Raw genomic sequence first — 26,250 nt, 5'->3', positions numbered from 1 at the left:
GTCCGGGTTCGCACCCGGGCCGCACTGCGCGGAGGTGCACCGCGTCAGCGGCCCCTGTCAGGCGCCAAGTCAGGCACCGTGTCAGAAACCACCTCAGGCGCCATGTCAGGCGCCATGTCAGGCGCCATGTCAGGCGCCCGCGTCACCCGCCAACGACGGCCAGCTCGTGCGGCCGGTGGTTGACCGGCTCCCCCGCGCTCGCGCCGCAGACGACGATGTCCTCGATCCGGGCCCCGTGGCGTCCGGGCAGGTAGATGCCCGGCTCGATGGAGAAGGCCATGCCCGGTTCGAGGACCAGCGGCGATCCGGCGACGATGTACGGCTCCTCGTGCGTCTCCAGGCCGATCCCGTGGCCGGTCCGGTGCACGAAGTACTCGCCGTAGCCCGCGTCCGCGATGATGTCCCGTCCTACGGCGTCCAGTTGCTCGGCCGTGATGCCGGGGCGCACCGCCTCGCGCTGGGCCTGCTGGGCGTTGCGCAGCACCTCGTAATACGCGGTGAAGTCGGCGGGCGCCTCGCCCACGCAATACGTGCGGGTCTCGTCGGAGCAGTAGCCGTCCTCCGTGGTGCCGCCGATGTCCACCACGACCGGGTCGCCCGGCTGGATGACGCGGTCGGACACCTCGTGGTGCGGGCTCGCGCCGTTCGGGCCCGACCCGACGATGACGAAGTCGACGCGTACGTGGCCTTCCGCGATGATCGCGTCGGCGATGTCGCGTGCGACCTCGCGCTCGGTGCGCCCGGCGCGCAGCCAATCCCCCACGTGCGCGTGTACGCGGTCGATCGCGGCACCCGCCTCGCGCAGCGCCGCCACCTCGGCCGGGGTCTTGCGCATGCGCATCTCGCGCAGCACGTCGCCGGCCAGGGACTGTTCGGCACCGGGCATCGCGCGGCGGAAGTTGAGCAGCTTCTCGGCCCACATGTGGTTGTCGACGCCGACCTTGCCGAGGCCACCGGGCAGGCGGCGGGCGATGAGGGCGTACGGATCCTCGGTCTCGGCCCACCCGGCGATGTCGATCCCGAGTCGCGCGGCCGGGGACGCCTCGGCGGCGGGCTTCTCCAGCCCCGGCACGACCAGGAACGCGTCGCCCGCGGCGGGGACCACGAGGCAGGTCAGCCGCTCCAGCGGCAGTGCCTCGTAACCGGTGAGGTAGCGCAGATCGGCGCCCGGGGAGATCAGGAGCGCGTCAAGTCCGGCCTCTGCGGCGGCCTTCGCGGCGGCGGCGAGGCGGTCGGTGGGATACAGATCGGTGTTGTGGCTCACAACGCCCAAGTTAGCCCGAGGTCGCCGCGCGCGCCCTGAGCGACAGCCGCGCGGCGCCCGCGAATCCGCGCCGGTCGGGGGTGGATTCGACGGACGCCGCGAGGACCGGAGGGAAGACCCTCGGAACGTGCGGGCGGTGGGCGCTTCAGACCGGCGCGCCGACCGAGGCCGCTGCGGTACGGCGTTCCCGTACCGCCTCCGCGACCGCGTCCCACAGCGCCGCGCGCGAACGCAGTGCGACGCTCACCGTCCCGGCGCACTCGCGCCAGCGGCGCGGCTGGAGCCCGCACAGCTCCTCCAACAGGCGCAGGGCCATCGGGCCGTGCTCGTCGCCGTCGACTTCGATGTGCCGCCGCAGGTACTCGGCGAAAAGGGTGAAGTCGGCGCCGCGGCCGCCGTCGCGGGAGCAACCATCGCGAGAGCCACCGTCGCGGTGGTCACCCTCGCGAGAGCCACCCTCGCGGACCTGCTCCGGTGCCGCGAGGACGTGTTCGAACATGCGCGGCACAAGCTCCTCGCGCCCGAGTGCGAACGCCGCCGCCACGCCGTGCACGGGCGCGTGTTCGACGATCAGCCAGGTCTGCCGTACGAACGCCGCCGCGGCCGGCGGCGCCCCGCACAGTTGCACGGCCTCGGCCACCGGCACCCCGTCCCCCAGCAGGTCGAGGAAGCACAGCACCGGCCCGGTGTCGGCCCCCGCCGCCGCCATCGCCTCGATGTAGAGCTCGAAGTGGCTGCGCGGGCCGACCCCGGTCAGGTCGCTCTCCTCGGTCAGCACGATCTCGTTGACGAGGCGCCGCAACTCGGGGCGCCCGCGCGGCGTCCACGGCACGGTCACGCAGGTGAGGTGCCGCCGCAAGACGGTGAGCAGGGACATGAAGTCCCATACGGCGAAGACGTGGTGCTCCATGAAGACCCGGACGTCGTCCGCGTCGGTGAGCATCCGGTACACCGGGTGCGCGAGCACCCGGCGGCGAGCCGGGGCGGTCTCGCCGAGCAGGCGCGTCGCACGGCCTGATGCGACCCCGTCTCCGGCCCCCACCGTGATCCCGGCATCGGCCCCTGCGTCGACGTGGACGTCGACGGGCGGGCGCGGGAAGCCGTTCGTCGGGTTGTCTGTGGCTGTATCTGGCGCTTCGGTGCGCGGTATGGCGTCCACGACGGGTCCCTCACTGGGTCTGCGGAACGCTCCGGTGGGAAATGCCGGAGCCGGGCCGTGGACCGGGAACGGAAAGGCCCGGAGCAGCACCGGCCCACGGCGGCTCCACACGGTAGGCGCGCCGTCACCCGGAGCGGTCGGAATCGGGGATAACCGCCGATTCCGACCGGAGTTCTGGGATCATCCCAGCGGCGTCCCGGCCTCCGCCGGGCCCGTGCCGAGGTGGCGCCGGCCCGGCAGCAGCCGTGCGCCGAGGGCGACCGCGACGGCCAGCGCGAGCGTCGTACTGAGCCCGATGCGCAGCGTCGAGGCGTCGGCGATGAACCCGATCACCACGGGCCCGAGCAACAGGCCGGTGTACGCCATGACCCCGATCCGGGCGATCGCCGCGCCCGCCGTGGCCGGATCGGCGCCGCCCAGCGCGCCGCCGACCGAGAAGGAGAGCGGCACGATGAGGCACGCCCCGAGGCCGACCAGGAAGAAGCCCGCCAGCCCGGCCGCCGTGCCACGCGCGGCGACCGCGAGCGCCAGCCCGACACCGGCCGCGAGTCCGGACACGCTCAACACGGCCCTGGCCCCGAAGCGGTTCGTGATGCGGTCCCCGGTAAGGCGGCCGAGTGCCGTCGCCGCCTCGAACAGCGGGTACGCGAGGGCCGCGACCGCCTCGGCGGACCCGATGGTGTCGCGCAGGTACAGCCCGCTCCAGTCGGCCACGGCGCCCTCGATCGTGTAGCCGCAGAATGCGATCGCGCCGACGACGTAGACGGCGAACGGAAGTGCCACGCGTACCTTGCGGGAACTCTCTCCAGACGGCCTTTCGGGGCGCTCGCCCGCAGGCTTGTCCGGTGCCTCGGCGGCGGTCGACGGCGTGTCCGGCAGGTAGGTGCCGCGCAGCCACAGCGACACGGGGGCGCCTACGGCGGCGGCCGTCACCACCGAGGCGGTGAAGCCGAGTTCCGCCTTCGCGGCGACCGCGCCGAGGAGTCCGCCGGTGACCGCGCCCAGGCTCCAGCCCGCGTGCGTTCCGGCCATGAGGGACCTGCCGTACCGCTGTTCGAGCAGCGACGCCTGGGTGTTCATGGCGACGTCCGTGACACCGAACACCACGCCGAAGGCGAACCCCGCAGCGATGACGGTCGGCAGGTTCGGGGAAACACCGATGGCCGCGACCGCGAGCGTGGACACCGGTACGGCGATCCGCAGCAGACGGCGGCTGCCGTACCGGGCGACCAAACGGCCCATGACCCCCATCGCCACAACCCCGCCGATGCCGAACGCCAGGACGATCAAGCCCAGTTGGCCGTCCGAAACGGCGAGCTTGTCCTTGAGCGCGGGCACCCGGACGGTCCAGACGGCACACAGTCCGCCCGCGAGCGCGAAGGTCCCGGCGATACCGAGGCGAGCACGGCGGAGCCGGGCGTTGCCGGGGCCGTCGGGGAGGTCCGGGCCGCAGGGCCCGCCGACGGCGGCATCCGCTGTCGGCAGGGATGCCATTCCGTGGTCGATTCCGGATATGTCCGCGGGCAGAGCGGCGTCGGACGCCGGTTCGGCTGCCTTGGGAGGGCCCCTTCGGGGATGTCGCTCTGGCGCGTGGACGCGCGGGGATTGCCGCTCGGAAGAGCTCGGAAGCGCCGGAAAAGCCCGGAAGGCTCGGAGAGGAGAGAGTGCAGGGAATGGACCACGGCCCAGCGAGGTGCGCGGCAACGCACCCGCCGGACGCCGTCCGGCGCCGCATCAGCCGATGGCGGCGACCGCGGCGGCCTTCCCGGTCACGCCGCCGGGATCCTCGATCAGGCGTACGAGGCGGCGGCGCAGCTGCTCGCATTCCTCGGCGTCGAACAGCAGCGGGTCGTAGTCCGTCGCCTCCCACAACCCGTCCACCGCGAGGCGCACGATGCGCGCGGTCACGGGGTCGGCGTCGTCGTCGCGGCGTTGCCGGCGCCGCGTGGCCTCGCGCAGCGGGTCGGCAAGGGCGGACGCGGTGGCCGCCGCGGCGACGACCGCCCACCGGCGGCGGGCCCGGTGCTGGTCCCGGTCGGTGACGATGTCGAACGTCGCGTCGACGTACGCCCGCGTGTAGCTGCCCGGGGACCCGTCGGCGCGCTCGGCCACCGCCTCGTCGAACTCGTCGATCAGCCGTTGGACGAGTGCCTTGACCAGCGCTTCCTTGGTCGGGAAGTGGTACAGCAGCCCGCCCTTGCCGACCCCGGCGCGCGTGGCGACGGCGGCGAGGGTGAGCGCCGTGGTGCCCTGCTCGGCGAGCAGTTGCTCGGCGGCGTCAAGGAGGAGGTCCCGCTGCATGCCCGGGACCGTACCGTCCGGACGGTACAGTCCGCGAGGCAGTTACCGGGCACGCCTGCGCGAGGTCCCGGTGTCAGGCGCACGGGGACCTCGCGCAGGGCTCGTCGCTTCTGGAACGGTCCGGACGGTCAGGCGTCGGCGAGGCCGCCGAGGACCCCGGCGTCCCGCAGCTTCGCCACCTGCGCCGGGTCGAGGCCCCAGCCCGCGAGCACCTCCGGGGTGAGCGTGCCGGGCGCGCCGGCCGCCTGCGAGGGCGTGCGGGAGAAACGGGGCGCGGCCTCGGGCTGGACGCCGCCGTCCGCCTCGACATAGGTCCCGCGCGCTTTGTTGTGTGGGTGCGCCGCGGCCTCGTCCCAGTTGAGGACGGGTGTGACGCAGGCGTCGGTGTCCTGGAAGACGGCCGTCCACTCGTCCCGCGTGCGGCCGCGCAGCACGTCGGTGAACCGGGCCTTCAGCGCGGGCCAGGCGGAACGGTCCATCTGGCCGGGGAGGTCCTCGCCGTCGAGGCCGAGGCCGGTCAGGAACTGGGCGTAGAACTGCGGTTCGATGCAGCCGACCGCGAGGAACTTGTCGTCGGCGGTGACGTAGACGTCGTAGAACGGCGCGCCGGTGTCGAGCAGGTTGGAGCCGGGCTCGTCGGCCCAGCCGCCGATCCCGCGCATGCCGTGGATGAACGCCCCCAGCACCGCGGAGCCGTCGGTCATCGCGGCGTCGACCACCTGGCCGCGCCCGGACCGCTGCGCCTCGATGATCCCGGCGAGGATGCCGAACGCGCAGAACATCGCGCCGCCGCCGTAGTCGCCGACGAGGTTGAGCGGGGGCACGGGACGCTCGCCCGAGCGGGCGAAGGCGTGCAGGACGCCGGAGACGGAGATGTAGTTGATGTCGTGCCCGGCGCGCGGCGCGAGCGGGCCGTCCTGGCCCCAGCCGGTCATCCGGGCGTACACGAGGCGGGGGTTGCGGGCGAGGCACGCGTCGGGACCGAGGCCGAGGCGTTCGGTCACGCCGGGCCGGAAGCCCTCGATGAGGACGTCTGCCGCCTCGATCAGGCGCAGCACGGTCTCGGTGCCCTCGGGGTGCTTGAGATCGACCTCGATACCGCCGAGCCGGCCGCGGCCGACCACAAGGTGCGGCATGGCCCCGGTGCCGATCCGGTCGACGCGGATGATCTCCGCACCGGCGTCCGCGAGCATCATGCCCGCGAAGGGGCCCGGGCCGATGCCCGCGAGTTCGACGACCTTGATCCCCGACAGCGCAGCCATTGCGGAGTCCCTCCCGAACGGGGCCGACCCGAGGCGGCCACCCGACGCGATCATGCCTGACACAGTCAAGCACACCCGCGTCGACGGGCCCACCCGCCGAGCGGGTCGGGGCCCCGTCGCCTCCCTTTGCCGCGTCGCGGTGGCCCGCTCCCCGGTGCGTACATGGTCAGGCCGGCGGCGGGGCGGTGTCGGTCAGGTGGACGATCTCCAGGGCGATCAGCAGGTCCAGGCGTAGGCGCGAGTCCTGGGTGAACGGGCCGACGAGGCGTTCCAGTTTGCCGATGCGATAGCGCAGCGTGTTGTAGTGCACGTACAGCCTGCGCGACGTTTCGGCGACGTTGAGGTTGGTCTCCAGCAACACCTGGAGGGTCCGGCGCAGTTCGCCCGTTTCGGCGTCCTGCGGTTCGGCGAGTGGGCCGAGGATTTCCGCGGCGAAGCGCTCCAGTTCGCCGTCGACCGGCAGCAGCGAGAGCAGGCGGAACACGCCGAGGCGGTCGAAGTCGGTGACGGCGCCCGGCCCTTGCAGGCGGCGTCCGGCGGCGACCGCGCGGCGGGCCTGCTCGTACGCGGCCGGCAGTGCCTCGATGCCGCGCACAGGGCGGCTGATCCCCGTGGTGAACGTGCGCCGGATCCGTGCGCACGCGGCCCGCACCCGCGCGGCGGCTTCGCGTCCGGCATCGGCGGCACCGCCGCGGGCGACGGCGCCCGGAGGCACGGTGATCAGCGCGACGATCTCACCCGGGTAGCCCGACACCACGGCGTCGGGGTCCGCCGCGCGTACGGCGGCCGTCCACGCCGCGGCCAGCGCGTCCTGGTGGCGGCGCAGCGTGGCGGCGTTGTCGTCCGGCAGCGGGTCGGGCTCGGCGACCAGGACGGTGACACGGCGGTCGAGCAATCCGGCCAACCCGTCCGGCGGCAGGCGGTCCGGGTCGTCCAGGCGTCCGGTGAGCAGGTCGCGCAACAGGTCTGCCTGGTACTTGAGTTCGCCGGCCGAGTCACCCGCCTCGGTGGCAGCCTCGGCGAGCCGCGTGGCCACCGCGAGGGCCTGGGTTGCGGCGGGCAGCCATACGCGCGCCAAGCCGAGCGCGTCCGCGGCCGCGTCGGCAGGTACCGAGGTGGCCGGTGAAGCAGCCGCAGATGCGGAGGAATTCGCGGCGGACCGCCCGTTTCCGGGTACGCGCTGCGCCGCGATCCGCCCGGGAGCACCGGGGAGTCCACCGCGCGGCAGGCCGTGGTCCGCAGCGGCGTCCGGCGTGAAGTCGGCGTCGGCGTCCTCGTGTACGTCCGCCTCGACGTCCGCCTCGACGCAAGGATCGCCGCCGTCGCCGCAGGCCTCGGCACCGAGCCCCGCAGCACGCCCGACCGCCCGTTCCGCGCCGATGCCGGGCTCCGGCGCCGGGTCGACAGCAACGCCCCGCCCCGGGGACCGTAACGCTCCCGGGTCCCCCACGGGACCATTCGTACCGGGCAAGCATTCTGAGTACTCGTCAGGAGCCGGTACGGTGACCGCCGGTTCGGCGCGTCCCTCGGCCGCCGCCACCGTGCCGCCGCGCACGCGACGCTTCACCGGCAGCGGGCGCACCGTCTCGCGCGTGCCCGTGCCCGCGGCCTGTGTCGAGCTCACCACTCCCGATGCCCCGACCGTTCCCGACTTGGCCACCTTGGCCACCGTGCCCGCCTTCCCCGCCACCGTTCCCGAACCGGCGGCCGCGCCCGCCGCGTTGCCGGTCTTGCCGACCGACTTCCCGACCGCTTTGCCGCCCGTCCTGATGTGCCTGCCCGTACTCCCGCTCTCCCGGCCCGCGGCGCCCGGCGCGGGCGCTGGGGACCCCGCACTCTCGCCGTCACCGGAGCGGGCCGGGGGCTGCCCCCCGGGCCCGGCCGATCCCGAGTCGCCACCGATGCCCATGTACCGACCGTATCGGCGCGAACACGCCCGCGTCAGCTCCCCCGGGGGCGCGCAGGCAGCGCGCCACCGGGGTACGCCCGGCGCGCACGCTCACCCGATTGCGGTCAAACCGCGGCACGCGCCCCCGCAACAAGCCGATCCGCGGACACTCTCATGGGTACCATGCGATAGCGGTTGCGTGTCGACCCGGGCACCTTGGGTGACGAACGCGCCCACCGCTCGGTCCCGCCACTCGTCCCGCCACCCCGACGAACACCATCGAACCACCGCAACTCCGGACACCGGTGGAACGCGCGGGGGCCGACCGTCCGACGGATCCCACGGACGGTCACGGGTCGGCGGAGACACCGCAGTTGGGGGACTGTTCGCACGCACTGCGGGGCAAGACCCCAAGGGGAGATACCAAGCACAGGGAGATCCACGGACGACCGGACGTGCCAGGTCCGGGTCAGGCACGAGCCGTTCCGGCCCCCCGGCGCCCGCCCGGGCGTCCGGCGCGGTCGGTCGGGGTCGGGAGGGGAGCCGGCATGGCGCACAGCGAACGGGCGCCGCGCTGCGGCAGCACGGCGGAACAGGCGTGGCTGCGCGGCATGGACGCGTACATGTCAGGCGAATACAGCCACGCCGAGCTGGAGTTCCGCACCGCCGTCGAGCTCGACCCGGGCATGGCCGACGCGTGGCTCGGGCTGCACGCGCTCAAGGTGGACGTCGCCGGCGCCGTCGTCGCCATGCACACGCACCGCAACCGCTTCGGGCAGCAGCGCGCCAAATTCGGACGCCCCCTCAACTCCTGGTACTGGCTGGGCTGGTGGGTGCAACTTGTGCTGGAGACGCCGCGCGACCTGTCGCTCGCGCACGCGTCGCACTGGTTGGACGGCCGCCACCTGCCCGAACTCGACCAGGCGCTCGCGCACTGCCCTCCCCCGGACACCGACCCGGCGACGCGCTTCCTGCTCGCGTGCCGTGCGTACCTGGGCAAGGACTGGCAGCAACTGCTGCGCCGGACCAACGGGTTGGAGGATGATCCGCTGCTCGGCGTCGAGGCCGGGTTGTTCGGCGGCATGGCCCGCGTGCGGCTCGGGCTGTACGACAAGGCCGAACACGTCCTGGCCACCGCCCTCGCGCGCTGCCGTTCGGAGCACCCGCAGCGCAAGGAACTGCGCTACTGGCTCGCGCGGGCGTACGAGGAGACCGGCCGCGCGCCCGCCGCGCTCCCCCTCTACCGGGCCGTGCACCACGCCGACCCCGCGTTCATGGACACGGCCGTACGCCTGGCCGAACTGGCCGCGGAGAACGCCGACGCCGCCCCCACGCAGTACATCTTCGACGCGACCGCGCGTCTGAACGGCCCCGCGCTCGTGGACGCGGCCGTCGCGGACGCCACGCCGAGCGGCGGCACCCCGGCCGTGCCGCACTCGTCCGCGCCACTCGGCAACGGGGCGGGCAACGGGCCGGCCGGCAACGGTCCGCCGGGCGTCTTCGGGCACCTGCCGGCGCCGCACGACAGCGGCAACGCCGCTGCGGACCAGGGCCCGGTGGACTCCGTGGACTCCGCCGACTCCCCCGACTCCCCCGACGACGCGGACACCGAGGAGTTCGCGGTCGTCCCGCCGGACGGCGGCGAGGGCCCCGGCGACAAGCCCGGCGGCCGCGGGCGTCCGGCCACCTCCGCCGCCGCGGCTGCCGAGGACCTGTCCGCCGCGCTCGACGAACTCGAGCGCATGGTCGGCCTCGAGCCCGTGAAGCAGCAAGTCCGGGCGCTGTCCGCGCAGATGCGCATGGCCCGGCTCCGCGAGGCGCGCGGCATGCCCTCGGTCGCGCCGAAACGGCACTTCGTGTTCTCCGGCCCGTCCGGCACCGGCAAGACCACGGTCGCGCGCCTACTGGGCCGGGTGTTCCACGCGCTCGGCCTGCTGGAGACGGACCGGCTCGTCGAAGCCCAGCGGGCCGACCTGGTCGGCGAGTACCTGGGCCAGACCGCCGTCAAGACCGGTGAGCTGGTCGACTCGGCGCTCGGCGGCGTGCTGTTCGTCGACGAGGCGTACGCGCTGGCCGGAAACGGCTACGCGAAGGGCGACGCGTACGGCGACGAGGCCGTGCAGGTGCTGCTCAAACGCGCCGAGGACGACCGCGACCGGCTGGTGATCGTGCTGGCCGGCTACCCCGAGGGCATGGACCGCCTGCTCGCCTCCAACCCCGGACTCACCTCGCGCTTCACCGCCCGCGTCGAGTTCCCGAGCTACGGCGCGGCCGACCTCACGCGGATCGCGGACCACCTCGCGGCCTCGTGCGGCGACGTGTGGGACGAGGACTGCGCGGCCGAGCTGCGCAGCATCACCGAGCACGTGTGCGAGGAGGGATGGATCGACGATCTGGGCAACGCCCGGTTCGTGCGCACGCTGTACGAGAAGGCCTGCGCGTACCGCGACCTCCGCCTCGTCGTGCTCCCCGGCGAGCCGGACCGCGAGGAGCTGACCACGCTGCGGCTGCCCGACCTGCTCCAGGCGTACGGCGAGACCGCGGGCGGCCGTTCGTAGTGCCGCGACCGGAAATCCTCCCGGAAACCGGCGTACCTTCCCGGCCACCGCATTGAGCAACCACCGGCGCCCGCGAACACCGCGGCGCCGACCGAGCCCGGCGTGCAAGGCTGCCGTCCATGACATCCGTCCCCACCCCCTCCCCCGTGCGGCACATCGACACCGCCGAGCGCCGCGCCCGGCTCTCGGAACGCCACCTCCTCACCACCGCACCGCGCGCGGTGGATCCCACCACGGTCGCGGAGTCGCTGGTCGCGCTGCACTCGACCGACCCCGCCACGGTGTTCCTGTCGGTGGCCGCGCGGTCGACCGCGTCGCCCGCCGACATCGAGAAGGCGCTGTACGACGAACGCAGCCTCGTCCGCATGTTCGGCATGCGCCGCACCGTCTTCGTCCTGCCCGCCGCGCTCGCACCCGTCGTGCACTCCTCGACCACGGCCGCCGTCGCCGCGAAGGAGCGCAAGGAGATGCTAAAGCTCGGCTTCGGCGCGGACGCGGGCACCAGCACCGGCAAAGGCAGCGGCCAGAAGGTCACCGCGGCGTGGCTCGACGAGGTCGAGGCCTCCGTCGTCGCGCACCTCACCACCCTGACCGACGCCACCGGGGCAGAACTGGCCGAGCTCGAACCGCGCCTGCGGGCCGCCGTCGTCTACGGGGTCGGCACCAAGTGGGAGACCGAGCAGACCGCGAGCTCGCGGTTGCTGCGCAAGCTGTCGATGGACGGCGTGATCGTCCGCGGACGCCCCCGCGGCACCTGGACGTCCAGCCAGTACCGCTGGGCCGCCGCCGAACCGCACCCGGACCTGCCGGTCGCCGAGGCCCGCGCCGACCTCGTGCGCGCCTGGCTCGCCGCGTTCGGACCGGGCACCGAGGCCGACATCAAGTGGTGGACGGGCTGGACGCTCACCGGCGTCCGCGCCGCTCTCACCTCCCTCGCCGCCGTCCCGGTGTCCCTCGACGACGGCAGCACCGGTTACGTACTCCCCGACGACGTCGACCCCGTCGCCGGTCCCCCGACGACCCCGCGCGTTGCGCTCCTCCCCGCGCTAGACCCCACCACCATGGGTTGGCAGCAGCGCGACTGGTACCTCGACCCGGCCTTCCGCCCCGCGCTGTTCGACCGCTCCGGCAACGTCGGCCCGACGGTCTGGCGGCAGGGCCGCGTCATCGGCGGCTGGGCCCAGCGCGCCGACGGATCGGTGGTGTGGAAGCTCCTGGAGGACGCGGGCGCGGAGGCCGAGGCGGCGATCGCGGCCGAGGCGGAGCGCACGGCCGCGTGGATCGGGGACGTACGCGTCACGCCGCGCTTCCGCACGCCCCTGGAACGCGAACTCGTGGGCCCGTAGCGCGCCGATCCCGACGCCGCACCCACCGCGCCCGTAGTCTCGGGGCGGCTCGCCCGCCCACACCACGAGGACTCCCATGACCGATTTCCTGGACACCCCCGACGGCCGCCTGGGCTACGACTCCGTCGGGGACGGCCCGCTCGTCGTCCTGGCGCACGGCATGGGCGACAACCGCCGCGTGTTCCGCGAAATGGCCGCGCTCCTCGCCGAGTCCGGCTACCGGGCCGTGTCCGTCGACCTGCGCGGGCACGGCGACTCGGGCACCGGCTGGCCCTCGTACACCCGCACCGACACCGCCGGGGACCTGCTGGCCCTGATCCGGCACCTCGGGGGCCCGGCCGTCGTCGTCGGCCACTCCTTCGCGGGCGGCTCGGCCACCATCGCCGCCGCCCTGGAACCCACCCTCGTGAGCCGCATCGTCGAGATCGCCCCGTTCACGCGCGCGCAGAAACTCGACGCCAAGGCGTTCCGCACCAACGCCCGCTACCGCAAGGGCACGCTGCTCCTCCTCGGCACCGCGCTGTTCCGCAGCCCGAAGGTGTGGAAGCGCTACCTCGACCACGCCTACCCGGGTACCAAGCCCGCCGGGTATGCGGAGCACGTGGCTGCCCTCGACGCCGACCTGCGCCGTCCCGGCCGCATGGCCGTAATTGCCAAGATGGGCATGTCCGCCCCCACCGACGCGGGCGCACAGCTGGGCGCGGTGACCTGCCCGGCGCTGGTGGTCGAGGGCACCCTCGACCCCGACTGGCCGGACCCGCGCCGCGAGGGCGAGGCCATCGTCGCCGCCATGCCTCCCACCCGCGGGCACCTGCACGTCATCGACGGCGCCGGGCACTACCCCCACGCCCAGTTCCCGGCCGAAACCACGGCCGCCGTCCTGGACTTCCTCGACGCCGAGCCGCAGACCTGACGAGGCGTCCAGGTGCGCGGGCGGTGGGTCCGGAGACGTGTACGTGGCGGGCTCGGACCGCCGCCCCACGAGCGCCACGCCACCACCGGGGCCGTTCCAACCCGGAAGCCCCGGGCGGAAATTCACTCGTACGGAGGTCGCCCGTCAGTGGCGCCCGGGTTCGATGCCGCCGAAGCGGTCGACCAGGTCGCGGAGTTCGGTGGCCGCCTTGATGGCGCGCTCGCGGCCGTTCGAGGTCTGGATGCCCATCGCGGCGAGCGTCTCGCCGTCCGAGAGGTCGAGGAAGACCCACGGGTCGCCCTGTCGGAGCTGGACGCGCACGATCTGCGGCCAGTCGAGGTGGTGCACCCGCAGCAGGTTGACCACGGTGACGCCCTCGGCGGTCGCGACGACCTTCGGGCGGCCCAGCATGAGCATGAAGCAGAGCCCGAATACGCCGGTCAGCACGACGCCCGCGCGCGAGCCGAAGTTCCAGCCGCCGTTCTCCGGGAGCGCGACGGCCAGCACGGTGAGGCCGACCAGGATCACGACGCCGACGACACGCGTCATCATGCGGCTGCGGGACGGGTACCAGGTGCGCGGCAGGCCGGGCGCCCCGGCGGCGGGGGCACCGGGGGCGGGGTCGTTGCCGGTCACAGCGGTCTGCTCCATGGTGTGCGGGTCACCCTCGCGATGGTCGTCCATGGGCCGGGGAATCCGCGGCCCCTAGGGAGTGTCTTCACATTACCGTCGGACAGCCCGCGGCCCGTGGTGCGTGCGCGCCGGGTCTGGCGGCCCTCCCGAGCACGGCGCGGCCCGCGGCTCGGCCTGGGGGTCGGCCGTGCGAGGGTCGTGACGCGGCGGGTTGGGAGGGCCGTCCAGCCCCGGAGCCTGCCACTTGGCAGGGCCGTCAAGGCCCGGCGTCGCGGGCCCGGCGGGAATGTGAGGACACGACCCACGCAGCCTACGACGTGGCGCGGAGGGGCCGACCGGCGGGCCTGCGCCGCCGCACCCGGATCAGAGGCGGCAGGCGTGGATGCCGGTGACGAGGATCGCGCGGGCGCCGATCTCCCACAGGTCGTCCATGATCCGCTGCGCGTCGCGGCGCGGGACCATGGCGCGGACCGCCACCCAGCCCTCGTTGTGCAGCGGGGACACGGTCGGCGACTCCAGCCCTGGGGTCAGGGCCACGGCCTGCTCGACGCGTTCGACGCGGATGTCGTAGTCCATCATCACGTAGCGGCGGGCCACCAGGACGCCCTGGAGGCGGCGTACGAGTTGGTCCACCGCCGCCGACGTCTCGGCCCCGGTGCGCCGGATCAACACCGCCTCGGACTCCAGGATCGGGTCGCCGAAGATCTCCAGCCCGGCCTGCCGCAGCGTGGTGCCGGTCTCCACGACGTCGGCGATCACGTCGGCGACGCCGAGCTGGATCGCGGTCTCGACGGCGCCGTCCAGCTTCACCACGGCCTCGGCCTCGATGCCCTGCTCGGCGAGGTGGCGTTCGACGAGTCCGACGTACGACGACGCGATCCGCGCGCCCTGGAGGTCCTTCACCGAGCTGTACGTGCCGACCGGCGCGGCCCACCGGAACGTCGCGGCGCCGAGCCCGAGTTCGAGTACCTCCTCGGCCTCCGCGCCGGAGTCGAGCAGCAGGTCTCGGCCGGTGATCCCGGCGTCGAGGCGTCCCGAGCCGACGTACACCGCGATGTCGCGAGGGCGGAGGAAGAAGAACTCGACGTTGTTGTCCGGGTCGACCAGCACCAGTTCCTTGCTGTGGCTGCGCTGGCGGTATCCGGCCTCATGGAGCATCGCCGACGCAGGCTCCGAGAGCGAACCCTTGTTCGGGACGGCGATGCGCAGCATGACGGGAACCTTCTTCCATGGGCGGATCCCCGGCCCGGTGCGCACGGACAGGCGCGGACCGGTTGCCGAGGACCCTGACGACTTGGCTGACCCCGCCGCGCGCGGAACCCGTGCGCGGCGTCGGGCGACGCGGACGTCGCTCAGATGTCAGAGGTGAGCGTATACGTCCTCAAGCGTGATGCCGCGGGCGACCATCATCACCTGGAGGTGGTAGAGAAGCTGCGAGATCTCCTCCGCGCAGCGGTCGGCGCCTTCGTGCTCGGCGGCCATCCACACCTCGGCGGCCTCCTCGACCACCTTCTTGCCGATGCTGTGCACGCCCTGCTGGACGAGCTCGGCGGTGCGCGATCCGGCCTGCCCTGCGGCGGCTTTCTCCTGGAGCTCCGTGAAGAGCTGCTCAAACGTCTTCATCGAGTGGTTCGGCTTCTCACTGTGATCGGTGCGGGTGTGCGGGGCGGGGCGGTACGACGCGGCACGCGGTACGCATCAGCGCCGCGGCGTGGCCACTGTACGCAACGCCAGGGCGGTCGCGACGGCCGCGGTGGCGGCCTCCCGGCCCTTGTCCTCCTTGGCCCCCTCGACGCCGGCCCGGTCCAGGGCCTGCTGCTCGGTGTCGCAGGTCAGCAGCCCGAACCCGACCGGCACGCCGGAGTCCAGCGCCACCCGGGTGAGCCCGTCGGTGGCGGCGGAGCAGACGTACTCGAAGTGCGGCGTGCCGCCGCGGATCACGACGCCCAGCGCGACCACGGCGTCATGGCCGGACTCGGCCAACGCCTTGGCGACGACCGGGAGTTCGAAGGCGCCGGGAACGCGGACCACGGTCGGACCGGGGACGCCCATCTCGTCGAGCGCGGTGAGCGCACCGGCGAGCAGGCCGTCCATGACCGGGGTGTGCCACTGCGCGGCTACGACGCCGACGCGCAGGTCCTGACCGCCGTCGACGGTGATCTCGGGGGCTCCGTTACCACTCATGATCGCTTTGATGTCCCGGTTCTGGTGGGGATGGATGGAGGACGAGTCTTGCAGGGAGACGGGCCGGTTGCGGGACGCGTCCGCGGGTCGGATCCGGTGGGTCCGGTCGGATCGGATCCGGTCGGATCGGCCCGCGTCCGTGCGCATCGGCGCCTGTCGGTGCGGATCGGCGGGCGTCGGTGCGGATCGGCGGGCGTCGGTGCGGATCGGCGGGCGTCGGTGCGGGGTCGGACCGCCCTGGGCACCGGCCGACACGCCACCGACCCGGAGCGCACGGTTCCGGAAGGCGGCCGCACGGCCGCCTTCCGTAGGCGGTCGGTCCCGCCGGGCGCGTCAGCTCACGCCGTGCGGCGTGACGTCCGCGGGCTCCAGCGGTTCGAGCCACGGCAGATCGTGGCCCATCCGGTCGCGCTTGGTCAGCAGGTAGCGCAGGTTGTCCGCGGTGGCGTGCACGGGCAGCGGGACGCGCTCGATGATCTCCAGCCCGTACCCTTCCAGGCCCGCGCGCTTGGCCGGGTTGTTGGTGAGCAGCCGCATCGAGCGCACGCCCAGGTCGGACAGGATCTGCGCGCCGGTGCCGTAGTCGCGGGCGTCCGCGGGCAGGCCGAGTTCGAGGTTGGCGTCGACCGTGTCGTGGCCGTCGTCCTGGAGCTGGTACGCCTGGAGCTTGTGCAGCAGACCGATGCCGCGTCCCTCGTGTCCGCGCATGTAGAGCACGACACCCCGGCCCTCGTCCGCGACCGTCTGGAGCGCGGCGGCGAGCTGCGGGCCGCAGTCGCAGCGCAGCGAGCCGAACACGTCGCCGGTCAGGCACTCGGAGTGCACCCGGACCAGCACGTCCTCGCCGCCGCCGATGTCGCCCGCGACCAGTGCGATGTGCTCGACGCCGTCGAGGGTGCTGCGGTAGCCGATGGCCCGGAAGTCGCCGAACGCGGTGGGCAGCCGGGTCTCGGCGGCGCGCTCGACGGTCTGCTCGGTGCGGCGGCGGTACGCGATGAGGTCCGCGATCGAGACGATCTTCAGGCCGTGCTCGCGTGCGAACGGCACCAACTGCGGCAGCCGCATCATCGAGCCGTCGTCGTTGACGACCTCGCAGATCGCCCCCGCGGGCGGCAGCCCGGCCAGGCGCGCGAGGTCGACCGCCGCCTCGGTGTGGCCGGGGCGCACCAGCACGCCGCCCTCGACCGCGCGCAGCGGGAAGATGTGTCCGGGGCGGGTGAGCTGGTCGGCGGTGGTGTCGGCCCCGGCGAGGAGCTGCACCGTGCGGGTGCGGTCGGCCGCCGAGATCCCGGTGTGTATGCCGTCCTTGGCGTCCACCGAGACCGTGTAGGCGGTGCCCTTCTTGTCCTCGTTGACCTGCGTCATGGGCGGCAGCTTGAGGCGGTCCAGGTCCGGGCCGGTCATCGGCACGCAGACCACGCCGGAGCTGTAGCGGATCATGAAGCCCATCAGCTCGGGGGTGGCGAGCGAGGCGGCGAAGATCAGGTCGCCCTCGTTCTCCCGGTCCTCGTCGTCGACGACCACGATGGCCTGGCCGTCGGCGATGGCCTTGATGGCGTCCTCGATGGAGTCCAGCGTCAGGTCCAGGTCCGCGTCCGGGCTCGCGTCCGCGCCCCGGGCCGGTTCCCCGGTCGGGAGCAGGCTCGCCGCGTCCTCTTGGTTGATCGTGCTCACGCCCGTGCCCCTTCCAGTTGCCGCGCCCCCGCGGCGGTTGATTCCTGCCCTCCGTGCACAGGTCCGGCGGCCGCCCGCGCGGCGGTGGAGCGCTGCCACCAGTCGCGCAGTCCGACCAGGACCATGACCAGGAAGATCCCGTACACGAACCCGGAGAAGACCAGGCCGTTGTAGAAGGTCAGCGGGACGCCGACCAGGTCGACGGCGATCCACGCCGCCCAGAACTCCACCAGCCCGCGCGCCTGCGCGACGGTGGCGACCGCGGTGCCGACGAAGATGTACGCGTCGGCGGCGATCATCCACCAGCGGTGGTCCCACACCACGCCCCACTCGGCGAGCACGAGCGCGAACGCCGCGGTGCCCAGCACCATCGCGGCCAGCAGGGCCGCGCGTTCGCGGTGGGTGGCGAAGCGCACGGCGATGTCGCCGGTCTCGCGCTTGCCGCGCCGCCAGCGCGCCCAGCCGTAGGACGCCATCGCGATGATGAGGATCTGCCGCGAGAAGCTGCCGCCGAGGTGGTACGACCAGTACACGGCCATCAGCAGCACCGAGCCGGCGATCTGCACCGGCCACGCCCAGATGGTGCGGCGCATCGCGAGGCCCACGGTGGCCAGCGCGAAGACGTTGCCGAGCAGGTCACCGCGTACGACGCCCTGGCCGAACACGGTGAACGCGGGCTCGCGCATCCACTGCATCGCGGCGTCCCAGGTGCTCATGACCGGTCGCCCGCCCGTTCCTGCGCGGCGCCGTTGCTGTGCCCGCTGCCGTGGTCGTGTCCGTTGCTGTTGCCGTTGCTGTGTCCGTTGCTGCGGCCGTTGTCGCCGTACGCCTGGAGGCGCTCGACGTACTTGGCGATCACGTCGACCTCCAGGTTGACCGGGTCGCCGGCCTGCTTCACGCCCAGCGTGGTGAGCGCGAGCGTGGTCGGGATCAGGCTCACCGTGAACCAGTCCGGCCCGGCCTCCACGACCGTGAGGCTGATGCCGTCTACCGTGATCGAGCCCTTGTCCACGACGTAGCGTGCGAGGTCGGCGGGCAGCGAGATCTTGACGACCTCCCAGTGCTCGCCGGGCGTGCGAGACACGATCGCGCCCATGCCGTCCACGTGGCCCTGCACCAGGTGCCCACCCAGCCGGCCGCCGAGCGCCATCGGGCGCTCCAGGTTGACGCGCGAGCCGGGCGCGAGGGCGCCGAGGCTGGAGCGCAGCAGCGTCTCGGCCATCACGTCGGCGGTGAAGCTGGCCTCGGCCGGGTCGATCTTCTCGTCCACCACCGTGAGGCAGACGCCGTTGACCGCGATGGAGTCCCCGTGCCGGGCACCCACCGTGACGACGGGTCCGCGCACGGTCAGGCGGGCCGAGTCACCGAGATGCTCGACCGAGACGATCTCGCCGAGTTCCTCCACGATTCCGGTGAACACGTCAGGACTCCTTCACGGGGTGGTCCGCTGCCTGGGGCGGCGCGGGTCGGGACTGGTCCGGCTGCGCAGGGCGGTGCGTGCCATCGGTGGTGCCGTTCGTACCGTGGGTGCCGTCGCCGCCCTGCCCGTCGGCGAGGCGGTCGCGGGACGCGGGGCGCGCGGTGATCCGCAGATCGCCGCCGAACCGGTCGTCCGCCACCTCCTCGACGGTCAGGCGCAACGCGTCGGTGATGGTGCTGATTCCGGCCGGACCGAGAGCGGCGGGCCCGGCGCCGAGCAGGACGGGTGCGAGGTAGCCGACGACCTTGTCGACGAGCCCGGCCGCGGCGTACGCCCCGGCCAGCGTCGGACCGCCCTCCAGCAGCACCGAGCGCACGCCGCGCGCGTACAGCTCCTTGCCGAGCGCGTCGAGGTCCAGGCCCTGTGCGGTACGCGGCAGCGCGACGATCTCGGCCCGCCCAGCGACCCGTTCGGCCAGCCCGGCGGCGGTGTCGGCGGGCAGGTCGTCGGCGACGGCGAGCAGCGTCGGCGCGGCGTCGTCGAGCACCCGGGCGTCGGCGGAAATACGCGCGGAGCTGTCGAGGACGACGCGGAGCGGCTGCCGCTCGCGCGGGCGGGCCGCGGTGCCGCGTACCGCGAGGTGCGGGTCGTCGGCGAGCAGCGTGCCGGAGCCGACCACGACCGCGTCGACGGCGCCGCGCAGGGCGTGGACGTCGGCGCGCGAGGCGGCGGAGGTGATCCAGCGGCTGGTGCCGTCGGCGGCGGCGACGCGGCCGTCGAGGGTGGCGGCGTACTTCCAGGTGGTGAACGGGCGGCCGAGGCGGGTGGCGGTCAGCCACGCCTCGTTGCCGCGGGCGGCGTCCGCCGCCAGGAAGCCCCCGGTGACCTCGACGCCTGCCGCGCGCAGTACTTGGGCGCCCCCGGCGGCCTGCGGGTTCGGGTCGGAGACGGCGTACACGACGCGGGCGATCCCGGCGTCGATCAGCGCCTGCGCGCACGGCCCGGTGCGACCGGTGTGCGCGCACGGTTCGAGGGTGACGAACGCGGTGCCGCCGCGTGCCCGGTCGCCCGCTTCGCGCAGCGCGCCGACCTCGGCGTGCGGGCCGCCCGCGAACTCGTGGAAGCCCTCGCCGACGACCTCGCCGTGCGCGTCGAGGACGACGCAGCCGACGACGGGGTTGGGGCTGGTGGTACCGAGGCCGCGCGCGGCCAGGGCGATGGCGCGGCGCATGTGCCGCTCCGCATCGAACCCCTGGTCCGTATCGAACCCCTGGGGGGCCACCTCGCCGGACACCCGGCCTCCTCCGCATCGGCGCGTCATGACGTGGTCGTCATGACAGGGACGTCGTCGCGGACGCGTGGGCCGGGGCGGGGGGGGTTTGCGGGCATGCCGCAGGAAGGCAGGACGGAGCGGCCCGGGCGCATGGCAGGGTATGCCGGCACGCCGAACAAGCCACCCGCCGCGCGCTGCCTCCCATCCGGACTTTCACCGTCGGCACCGGAATTCCACCGGTTCGGCCGGCCGGCGCCTCCGGGTCGGAGGGCGTCAGCCGGTTCGCGGACTTTTACCGCCGGTTCGGATTTTCACCGACCCCGGAGCGCGCGTACGTGACATTCGTACACCTCGAAGTGTGCCACGGAGCGCGACGTCCTTGACCTTGCCACTTCTGTGTGTTCCATCACGCGTACACACCGCGAGCATGCGGCTACCTGACGAACCGTCAGTTGGCTGGTGGGAACGGGTTCCGGCCACCGCGGGACGCACCGGTGCGCGGATCCGGGCAAGCCGCCCCGGATTCCCGGCGGGGGCACCGGGGATGGCACTCTGTCCTCATGGCCAAGCCGCAAATCAACCCGAGCATCCTCAGCGCCGACTTCGCGCGCCTCGCGGACGAGACCGCGAAGGTCGCGAACGCCGACTGGCTGCATGTCGACGTCATGGACAACCACTTCGTGCCCAACCTGACCCTCGGGTTGCCCGTGGTCGAATCGATCCTCAAGGCGTCCGACACTCCGGTCGACGCCCACCTGATGATCGAGGACCCGGATCGCTGGGCCCCCGCGTACGCCGAGGCGGGCGCGGGCAGCGTCACCTTCCACGTCGAGGCGGCCGCGGCCCCGGTGCGGCTGGCCCGCAGCATCCGCGCGGCGGGCGCCCGCGCGTCGATGGCGCTCAAGCCGGCCACGCCGATCGAGCCGTACGAGGACCTGCTGCCCGAGCTCGACATGATCCTCGTCATGACCGTCGAACCGGGCTTCGGCGGACAGAAGTTCCTCGACATCATGCTGCCGAAGATCCGCCGCACCCGTGAACTGATCGGCAAGCACGGCCTGGACATGTGGCTCCAGGTCGACGGCGGCGTCTCCGCGGAGACGATCGAGCGCTGCGCCGAGGCGGGCGCGGACGTGTTCGTGGCCGGATCCGCGGTCTACGACGGCCGGGACCCGGGCGCGGCGGTGGACCGGCTGCGCGCGCTGGCGGGGCAGTCGCTTTCGGCGGCGCCTTGGGCGTGCGCGCACTGAGCGTGAGAGCTCGGGCTTTGTGAACCGTGGCGCGGGTCCGGTTGCGGTGGTGACTCAGCCCCCTGCGACCGGCCCCGCCACGTTGACCCGCACTGCGGTCTTGACCCGCACTGCGGTCTTGACGGCCCCCGCGATCTTGAGCGGTTCAGCGGCCTTGGGCGGTTCACCGATTTTGGGCTGATCAGCGCCGGGCGGTTCGGCGCGGTTGATTCGTCGGCGACGATCGTGCGGACCGCGCCGCCGCAGTCGCGCGAACGGGACGGCGATGACGCGCCGCCACTCCCCGGCGAGCGCGGCCCGACGCGTGCGGCACAGAACAGACAGGTACGGACCCCGCACGCGCGGCACCGGCTTGTGCGGCGGGGGCCCGACGGCCTGGCGGGGGTGACGCGTCGGGCATCGGCGATCTCCGGGGCAGGCCGCCGTTTCGAGTGCGGCGGGCTGCGTCGGTATGCCCTGATTCATGCGGTGATCCCGCGGCGTTCGCGCGTGTCCCGGCGCCCGCACAGTGGCTTCACCGAAACGGGCGGATTCACCGAAACGGAGGACCTGACGTGCCCGTGTGCGGGCGCGACGCGGCACGCCTCGGTCATCCGCCTCGGCCGCGGGCCCGATCGCAGTCCGCGGTCACGGTCCGCGGTCACGGTCCGCGGTCACGGCCCGCGGTCACGGCCCGCGGTCACAGCCCGCGCTCACACGCCACGGTCACACAGCTCGATCGGGCACAGCCGTCACGCGCCGCGGCGGCGCCGGAGTATGTGCCGCGCGGCCGCCGCGCCGACGGACAGCAGCACTCCGGCGGCGGCCGGGGCGACGACGTCCGTCCACGGGTCGCGGATCCGTGTGAACGTCGCGCGGCCGTCCGCGATGGTGATGTAGCCGGTCGGCGTGACCGTCGCGCCGCCACCACCTCCGCCGCCCTCGCCGTTCGCCGACTCCTGCCACCCGGACCCGCCCGCGCCGCCGAAACCGAACCGGGCGGTCGCGACCGGGATGACGGTGACACCGCCGTTGGTGACCGGCTCACCGAACGCGGTGGAGGCGGCGGTCGCCTTGCCGAGCGCCCCGGCCAGGCGTTCGAGGAGAGTGCCACCGACCCCGGAGCCGGCCGCCCGCACCGCCTCGCGGTAGGCGGGCGCGGCGAGTTCGGCGTCAAGCTTGCCGGGCAACGGTATGGAGTCTCGGGAAGATGCCATTCCCCCATGCTGGTACGTCAACGTCGCCCCGGCAAAAACCCGGCCCGCCGGGCCTTGCGCCCGCGACGCCGACGACCGGGTCCATGACACACCCACCGGGCGCGGGACGGCGGAGGCGTTGGTCGCGGCGATGCCCACCGGCAGCCGTCAGCGTGCGAGGACGGCGTCGAGCACGAGGGCCAGCAACCGCTCGGGCTGCCGGGGATCGGCGGCCAACTCCGCGGCGAGGGCGATGCCGACGACGAGTTGCACCAGGTCGGCGGAGGCGACGTCCGGGCGTGCGGTGCCCTCGCGCTGCGCTCGGGTGAGCAGCGCGGCGGCGGCGTCGGCGATGAGGCGGTGGCAGTCGACTCCCAGGTGGTCCGCTCCCGGGTCGTCCGCGTCCTCGACCATGGCGGCGATTCCGGTGCCCTGGTGCAGTCGGGCGTGCGCGAGGAACGCGGCCAGCCATTCGGCGAGCGCGGCGTCGGCGGAGTCCGCGTCCAGCAGGCGTTCGGCATGCGCGACGAGAACCTCGACCCGCTCGACGACGACCGCGGCGGCCAGTGCGCGGCGGTTCGGGAAGTGCCGGTAGAGCGTTCCCGGTCCGACCCCGGCCCGGCGCGCGATCTCGTTGAGGGACGCTTCCGGGCCGTCCTCCGCGAACACCTCGCGCGCGGCCGCCACGATGCGCTCGCGGTTCATGCGCGCGTCGGCGCGGCGTGCCCCGGGGGCTCCGGTCCTGGCCGCCTTCATCGTGGTCGCTCCATCCTTCGGCCGACCCGTGCGCCGACCGCCCGCTAGCCAAACGGAGAGGTTCTCCGTATCTTATCGGAGATCAACCGGAGACCCTCTCCGGTTAACTTCGCAGGGGAGCACCCGGTGCACGACGAAACCCGTACAACCCTTGGCGGCGTGGGGATCTGGACGTTCGCGTTCGATCCGCAGCCCGCCCCCTTGGTCCGCGAAGCCGCCGCAGAGATCGAGGAGTCCGGCTACACCGCCGTCTGGTTCGGCGAGGCGTTCGGCCGCGACACCTTCGGCCAGGCGTCCCTGCTGCTCAACGCGACGCGGCGGATCACCGTGGCCTCGGGCATCGCGAACATCGCCTTCCGCGACCCGATCGCCACGGCCACGGCAACGCGCACGCTCGGCGAGGCGTTCACCGGCCGCTACGTCCTCGGGCTCGGCGGCCACCGCGTGGACGACACCGTCCACGAGCTCGACGGGTACCCGATGCCCGCGCGCGGCCGCGCCGTCGCCACGATGCGCGGCTACCTGGACGCGATGGACGCCGTCCCCGCACACGGCCCCGCCCCCCGCCCGGCACCACGCCGCGTCCTGGCCGCCCTCGGGCCGAAGATGCTCGAACTCGCGGCCGAGCGCACGTGGGGCGCGCACCCGTACTTCGTGCCGGTCGAGCACACGGCCCGCGCCCGCGCCCTCATGGGACCGCACGCCTTCCTCGGCGTGGAACAGGCCGTCATCCTCGACACGGACCTCGCCCGTGCCCGCGAACTGGCCACCGCACACGTGGCCGGATACGTCGACAACGCCGCTCACCAGGAGGCGAACGTCCGCCGGCTGGGCTTCGGCGACGCGGACATCACCGGAGGTCCCAGCCGGCGCCTCGTGGACGCGATCGTCGTGTACGGCGGCCTCGACGCGATACGCCGCCGGGTGCGCGAGCACTTCGCCGCGGGCGCCGACCACGTGTGCGTGCAGGTGCTCACCGCCGACCCGAGCACGCTCCCCCGCCACGAGTGGCGCGAACTCGCACCCGCCCTGGTCGGCGAGCGGGCGCCTGTCCGCTAGACCGTGCCCTGAGCCGCGCGCCGCAGGAGGGCGAAGTACATCGCGTCGGTGCCGTGGACGTGCGGCCAGAGCTGGACGTCCGGACCGTCGCCGAGGCCGGTGACGCCGGGGAACAGTGCGCGGGCGTCCACGAGTTCGAAGCCCTCTCCGGCCTGCGTGCCGAGCACGTCGTCGACGACCGCGCGGGTCTCCGCCTGGTGCGGCGAGCACGTCACGTACGCCACCACGCCGCCGGGACGCACCGCGCCCAACGCCGTCGTCAGCAACTGGCGTTGCAGCGGGCCCAGTTCGGCAATGTCCTCGGGACGGCGGCGCCACCGCGACTCCGGGCGGCGGCGCAGCGCGCCGAGGCCGCTGCACGGGACGTCCGCGATGACCCGGTCGAACGCACCCGGCTGCCAGGCCGGTTGGGTGCCGTCCGCGGTCACCACCTGGTGGTTCGTGTTCCAGCCGATCGCATTACGGACCAGGCGCGCGCGGTGGTGCCGCCGTTCGACCGCGAGCAGCGAGACGTCCCGCTGCGTGGCGATGGCGGCGAGCAGCCCGGCCTTGCCGCCGGGCCCCGCGCACAGGTCGAGCCAGCGCCGCTCGCCGCCGTCGACCGCGGAAACCTCGGCCTCGGCGAGGGCCTGGGCGACGAGTTGGCTGCCCTCGTCCTGGACGCCCGCGCGGCCGTCGCGGACCGCGGCGATGGCTCCCGGGTCGCCCTCGGGGAGCACCGCGGCCAGCGGCGACCAGCGCCCGGGCACGGCTCCGGCCGCGTACAGCTCGTCCAGCGCGGCGCGGCCCGGCCGCGCCACCAGGGTCACGGCCGGCGGCTCGTTGTCGGCGGCGAGGAGGGCCTCGATGCCGTCGCGGTCGCCGCCGAGGGCGTCCCACAACGCGCCGACGACCCAGCGCGGGTGCGAGTGCACGACCGACAGATGGCCTTCCGGATCCTCGTCGTACGGCGGCGCGACCTCGGCCAGCCACGCGTCGAGGTCGCGGGCGGCGACCTTGCGCAGCACGGCGTTCACGAACTTCGCGCGCCCGTCGCCCAGCACCCCGCGGGCCAGCTCGACGGTCGCGGAGACGGCGGCGTGCGTCGGGATCCGGGTGGACAGCAACTGGTGCGCGCCCAGGCAGAGCACGTCCAGCACCGGCGGGTCGACCTCGCCGATCGGGCGGTCCACACAGCGGTCGAGGATCGCGTCGTACGTCCCCTGGCGGCGCAGCGTGCCGTGCACCAGCTCGGTGGCCAGCGCGGCGTCGCGGCCGGTCATGCGGCGGTCGCGCAGCAGACCGGGGAGGACCAGGTTGGCGTATGCGTCGCGCTCGTCCACCGCGCGCAGCACGTCGAACGCGGCACGGCGCGCGGCGTCCGGCTTGGGACGTCGGTAGGTGCGGGCCGCCTTGCCGCCGGAGCCGCCCGGGCTGCGCGGCGACCTGCCGGGGGTGACGGGTCGGGTCACGCGGCCCCTCCGCTCGCGGACCCGGACTCGGAATTCGCGGCCCCTGACTCGGCCTCTGACTCGGCTCCGGACGCGGCTTCGATTCCGGATGCGGTCCCGGACGCGACCTCCGCGCCGAAGCGCTCCCCCGGCTCGGGACGCACACCCCGCGCCCAGTCCACCGCCGCCATCATGCGCTTGCCTTGCGGCTGCACCTCGCTCAGCTCCACCGCGTGGCTGCCGGTACCGACCCGCACCACTTTGCGCTCGACGGCGATCTCGCCCGGCGCCAGTGCCGAGTCGCCCGCGCGCAGCCGCACCGGTGCGAGCTTCACTCGCTCGCCGCGGAAGGTCGTCCAGGCGCCGGGGGCGGGCGTGCAGCCGCGCACGACGCGGTCCACGCGCAGCGCGGGGGTGGTCCAGTCGACGTGGGCGTCGGCCACGGTCACCTTGGGCGCGAGCGAGATGCCGTCGGGCGGCTGCGGCACGGCCACGAGCTGCCCGTCCTCGATCCCGTCCATGGTCGCGGCGAGCAGGCGCGCGCCGGACCGGGCCAGGCGCTCCAGCAGGTCCCCGCTCGTGTCGGAGGGCCGCACCTCGTCGGTCACGCACCCGAACACCGGCCCGGAGTCGAGCCCTTCCTCGATCTGGAAGGTGCACGCGCCGGTCATGTCGTCGCCCGCCATCACCGCGTGCTGCACCGGC

At 73.7% G+C, this 26,250-nt stretch carries 23 protein-coding genes and 1 riboswitch; of the genes, 5 read left to right on the top strand and 18 right to left on the bottom strand.

Annotation, left to right across the window (positions count from 1 at the left end; genetic code table 11):
* Positions 1-142: 142 nt before the first annotated feature.
* The 6 genes from ACRX5S_RS01205 to ACRX5S_RS01180 all read right to left on the bottom strand — a co-directional run bounded on the left by ACRX5S_RS01205 (position 143) and on the right by ACRX5S_RS01180 (position 7,895).
* On the bottom strand, positions 143-1,264 hold the full coding sequence (locus ACRX5S_RS01205) for a M24 family metallopeptidase (protein ID WP_436770766.1): 1,122 nt from the start codon (positions 1,262-1,264) through the stop codon (positions 143-145).
* Between the two features lie 145 nt (positions 1,265-1,409).
* Positions 1,410-2,423, bottom strand: a complete 1,014-nt coding sequence (locus ACRX5S_RS01200) for a DUF3050 domain-containing protein (RefSeq protein WP_436770765.1) — start codon at positions 2,421-2,423, stop codon at positions 1,410-1,412.
* Between the two features lie 180 nt (positions 2,424-2,603).
* A complete protein-coding gene (locus ACRX5S_RS01195; protein ID WP_436770764.1) occupies positions 2,604-3,917 on the bottom strand; it encodes an MFS transporter in 1,314 nt (437 codons plus the stop codon).
* A 240-nt stretch (positions 3,918-4,157) separates the two neighbouring features.
* Positions 4,158-4,724 carry a TetR/AcrR family transcriptional regulator gene (locus ACRX5S_RS01190; protein ID WP_436770763.1) on the bottom strand — a complete coding sequence of 189 codons (567 nt, stop codon included), beginning with the start codon at positions 4,722-4,724 and terminating at the stop codon, positions 4,158-4,160.
* A gap of 128 nt (positions 4,725-4,852) precedes the next feature.
* Positions 4,853-5,986 carry a CaiB/BaiF CoA transferase family protein gene (locus ACRX5S_RS01185; protein WP_436770762.1) on the bottom strand — a complete coding sequence of 378 codons (1,134 nt, stop codon included), beginning with the start codon at positions 5,984-5,986 and terminating at the stop codon, positions 4,853-4,855.
* Between the two features lie 166 nt (positions 5,987-6,152).
* Entirely contained in the window at positions 6,153-7,895 is a 1,743-nt protein-coding gene (locus ACRX5S_RS01180) for a helix-turn-helix domain-containing protein (protein ID WP_436770761.1), read from the bottom strand.
* Between the two features lie 527 nt (positions 7,896-8,422).
* Here ACRX5S_RS01180 and ACRX5S_RS01175 point away from each other — a divergent pair.
* The 3 genes from ACRX5S_RS01175 to ACRX5S_RS01165 all read left to right on the top strand — a co-directional run bounded on the left by ACRX5S_RS01175 (position 8,423) and on the right by ACRX5S_RS01165 (position 12,691).
* On the top strand, positions 8,423-10,432 hold the full coding sequence (locus ACRX5S_RS01175) for an AAA family ATPase (RefSeq protein ID WP_436770760.1): 2,010 nt from the start codon (positions 8,423-8,425) through the stop codon (positions 10,430-10,432).
* 119 nt (positions 10,433-10,551) lie between these two features.
* Positions 10,552-11,778, top strand: a complete 1,227-nt coding sequence (locus ACRX5S_RS01170) for a winged helix DNA-binding domain-containing protein (protein WP_436770759.1) — start codon at positions 10,552-10,554, stop codon at positions 11,776-11,778.
* A 76-nt stretch (positions 11,779-11,854) separates the two neighbouring features.
* Positions 11,855-12,691, top strand: coding sequence for an alpha/beta fold hydrolase (locus tag ACRX5S_RS01165; protein WP_436770758.1), 837 nt, complete (start codon positions 11,855-11,857; stop codon positions 12,689-12,691).
* 144 nt (positions 12,692-12,835) lie between these two features.
* Here the strand turns inward: ACRX5S_RS01165 and ACRX5S_RS01160 are convergent, their stop codons facing one another.
* The 8 genes from ACRX5S_RS01160 to ribD form a co-directional block, all read right to left on the bottom strand.
* On the bottom strand, positions 12,836-13,375 hold the full coding sequence (locus ACRX5S_RS01160) for a PH domain-containing protein (protein ID WP_436770757.1): 540 nt from the start codon (positions 13,373-13,375) through the stop codon (positions 12,836-12,838).
* A gap of 312 nt (positions 13,376-13,687) precedes the next feature.
* Positions 13,688-14,536 (bottom strand): ATP phosphoribosyltransferase, encoded by an 849-nt coding sequence (gene hisG, locus ACRX5S_RS01155; protein ID WP_436770756.1) that lies wholly within the window; start codon positions 14,534-14,536, stop codon positions 13,688-13,690.
* A 147-nt stretch (positions 14,537-14,683) separates the two neighbouring features.
* Positions 14,684-14,947 (bottom strand): phosphoribosyl-ATP diphosphatase, encoded by a 264-nt coding sequence (locus ACRX5S_RS01150; RefSeq protein ID WP_436770755.1) that lies wholly within the window; start codon positions 14,945-14,947, stop codon positions 14,684-14,686.
* Positions 14,948-15,022: 75 nt separating this feature from the next.
* The gene (ribH, locus tag ACRX5S_RS01145) at positions 15,023-15,508 is read right to left on the bottom strand and encodes a 6,7-dimethyl-8-ribityllumazine synthase (protein WP_436770754.1); all 486 of its coding nucleotides are present in this window, start codon (positions 15,506-15,508) and stop codon (positions 15,023-15,025) included.
* 333 nt (positions 15,509-15,841) lie between these two features.
* Complete coding sequence (locus ACRX5S_RS01140) at positions 15,842-17,149, bottom strand: bifunctional 3,4-dihydroxy-2-butanone-4-phosphate synthase/GTP cyclohydrolase II (protein WP_436771130.1); 1,308 nt, start codon at positions 17,147-17,149, stop codon at positions 15,842-15,844.
* Positions 17,150-17,178: 29 nt separating this feature from the next.
* Positions 17,179-17,898, bottom strand: coding sequence for a nicotinamide mononucleotide transporter family protein (locus tag ACRX5S_RS01135; RefSeq protein WP_436770753.1), 720 nt, complete (start codon positions 17,896-17,898; stop codon positions 17,179-17,181).
* Entirely contained in the window at positions 17,895-18,602 is a 708-nt protein-coding gene (locus ACRX5S_RS01130) for a riboflavin synthase (protein ID WP_436770752.1), read from the bottom strand. The genes ACRX5S_RS01135 and ACRX5S_RS01130 overlap by 4 nt, the downstream gene beginning before the upstream one ends.
* 1 nt (position 18,603) lies before the next feature.
* On the bottom strand, positions 18,604-19,833 hold the full coding sequence (ribD, locus tag ACRX5S_RS01125; protein ID WP_436771129.1) for a bifunctional diaminohydroxyphosphoribosylaminopyrimidine deaminase/5-amino-6-(5-phosphoribosylamino)uracil reductase RibD: 1,230 nt from the start codon (positions 19,831-19,833) through the stop codon (positions 18,604-18,606).
* A 231-nt stretch (positions 19,834-20,064) separates the two neighbouring features.
* Positions 20,065-20,208, bottom strand: a riboswitch (FMN riboswitch).
* Positions 20,209-20,435: 227 nt separating this feature from the next.
* On the opposite strand from ribD, the gene rpe reads away from it, so the two are divergent.
* Entirely contained in the window at positions 20,436-21,125 is a 690-nt protein-coding gene (gene rpe / locus ACRX5S_RS01120) for a ribulose-phosphate 3-epimerase (RefSeq protein ID WP_436770751.1), read from the top strand.
* Between the two features lie 731 nt (positions 21,126-21,856).
* Here rpe and ACRX5S_RS01115 read toward each other — a convergent pair.
* Together ACRX5S_RS01115 and ACRX5S_RS01110 are read right to left on the bottom strand one after the other, a co-directional pair.
* Positions 21,857-22,321, bottom strand: coding sequence for a spore germination protein GerW family protein (locus tag ACRX5S_RS01115; protein WP_436770750.1), 465 nt, complete (start codon positions 22,319-22,321; stop codon positions 21,857-21,859).
* Positions 22,322-22,468: 147 nt separating this feature from the next.
* Positions 22,469-23,056, bottom strand: a complete 588-nt coding sequence (locus ACRX5S_RS01110) for a TetR/AcrR family transcriptional regulator (RefSeq protein ID WP_436770749.1) — start codon at positions 23,054-23,056, stop codon at positions 22,469-22,471.
* A 126-nt stretch (positions 23,057-23,182) separates the two neighbouring features.
* On the opposite strand from ACRX5S_RS01110, the gene ACRX5S_RS01105 reads away from it, so the two are divergent.
* Complete coding sequence (locus ACRX5S_RS01105) at positions 23,183-24,115, top strand: TIGR03620 family F420-dependent LLM class oxidoreductase (RefSeq protein ID WP_436770748.1); 933 nt, start codon at positions 23,183-23,185, stop codon at positions 24,113-24,115.
* On the opposite strand, the gene ACRX5S_RS01100 is transcribed toward ACRX5S_RS01105, so the two are convergent.
* Positions 24,112-25,566: an RsmB/NOP family class I SAM-dependent RNA methyltransferase gene (locus ACRX5S_RS01100; protein WP_436770747.1), complete on the bottom strand. Its 1,455-nt coding sequence runs from the start codon at positions 25,564-25,566 to the stop codon at positions 24,112-24,114. The two genes, ACRX5S_RS01105 and ACRX5S_RS01100, sit on opposite strands and share 4 nt — an antisense overlap.
* Positions 25,563-26,250: methionyl-tRNA formyltransferase (locus ACRX5S_RS01095; protein WP_436770746.1), on the bottom strand; the 688-nt coding region annotated here is incomplete at its 5' end. The genes ACRX5S_RS01100 and ACRX5S_RS01095, both read right to left, overlap by 4 nt.

It is taken from the genome of Yinghuangia sp. YIM S09857, from assembly GCF_051388915.1.
Taxonomy (GTDB): Bacteria; Actinomycetota; Actinomycetes; order Streptomycetales; family Streptomycetaceae; genus Yinghuangia.
This window is presented reverse-complemented; position numbering and strand designations above follow the sequence as displayed.